We start from the raw sequence: 1,152 nt of genomic DNA, 5'->3' as shown, positions 1-1,152 counted from the left end.
CTAGTGTTCTGTCTCAGTTTTGGCTTGCCGCTTGCTGGAGAGCGACTCGTCCACGTCGGACCTTGGCCAGGATTGATTCGGCGGTGGCGGTCCAGACGAATGGTTTCGGGTCGTCGTTGTGCACGCGTAGGTAGTCCTCGATCGCGGTGATGAGGTCGTCCACGCTGTGGAACACCCCGCGGCGGATCATCTTGTCGGTCAGTTCGGCGAACCAGCGCTCGACCATGTTCAGCCAGGACGAGCTGGTGGGGGTGAAGTGCAGGTGGAAGCGGGGATGCTTGGCCAGCCATGCCTTGACGTTGGGGTGGGTGTGGGTGCCGTAGTTGTCGACGATCAGGTGGATCTGCAGCTTGCGCGGCACCGTGGTATCGATCGTGCGCAGGAACCGCAGGAACTCGTCGTGCCGGTGCCGGGCGAAGCACTTGCCGATGACCTTGCCGGTCAGCACGTCCAGCGCCGCGAACAGTGTGGTGGTGCCATGCCGCTTGTAGTCGTGAGTCATCGTGCCGGCCCGACCGGGCTTGAGCGGCAGGCTCGGCTGCGTTCGGTCCAGGGCCTGGATCTGGGACTTCTCGTCCATGCACAGGACCACCGCCTTGTCCGGCGGGTTCAGGTACAGGCCCACGACGTCGACGAGCTTCTCCTCGAACCGCTTGTCGTTGGACAGCTTGAACGTCTCCACCAGGTGCGGCTTGAGCCCTCGGGCGTCCCAGACCCGCTGCACCGTCGCTGGACTGACACCGACCTTCGCCGCCATCGATCGGCACGACCAGTGCGTGGCCCCCTCCGGCCGCGAATGCAGCGTCAGGTCCACGATCTGGTCGATCACCGCTTGCGGGATCGACGGCTTGCGGCCCCGACCGGCGGCCACCTTGCCCAGATCGGCAAGCCCGCGCTCGGCGAACTCGGCCCGCCACGCCCGAACCGTCATCCGGGTCACCCCAGCCATCACCGCATTGTCGGCGTTGGACACCCCGTCCGCGGCGCGCAGCAGCACCTGCGCCCGCTGCACCAGCCGATGCTCGACCGTACGCGACTTGGCAAGAGACTCCAGCAGTTCCCGTTGACCGGTTTCGAGCACCAGCGGTGCGGCAGCACGCGTCACACGCACAGCCTACTAAACGGATAGCTATTTACGAAACAGAGCACTAG

General features: G+C 65.2%; 1 protein-coding gene. It reads right to left on the bottom strand.

What is annotated here, in order from left to right; all coding sequences use genetic code 11:
- Window positions 1-13 precede the first annotated feature (13 nt).
- Window positions 14-1,057, bottom strand: a complete 1,044-nt coding sequence (locus ABGB21_RS36850; RefSeq protein ID WP_347658671.1) for an IS630 family transposase — start codon at window positions 1,055-1,057, stop codon at window positions 14-16.
- Window positions 1,058-1,152 lie beyond the last annotated feature (95 nt).

The organism is Plantactinospora sp. B24E8, from assembly GCF_039871735.1.
Lineage (GTDB): Bacteria > Actinomycetota > Actinomycetes > Mycobacteriales > Micromonosporaceae > Plantactinospora.
This window is presented reverse-complemented; position numbering and strand designations above follow the sequence as displayed.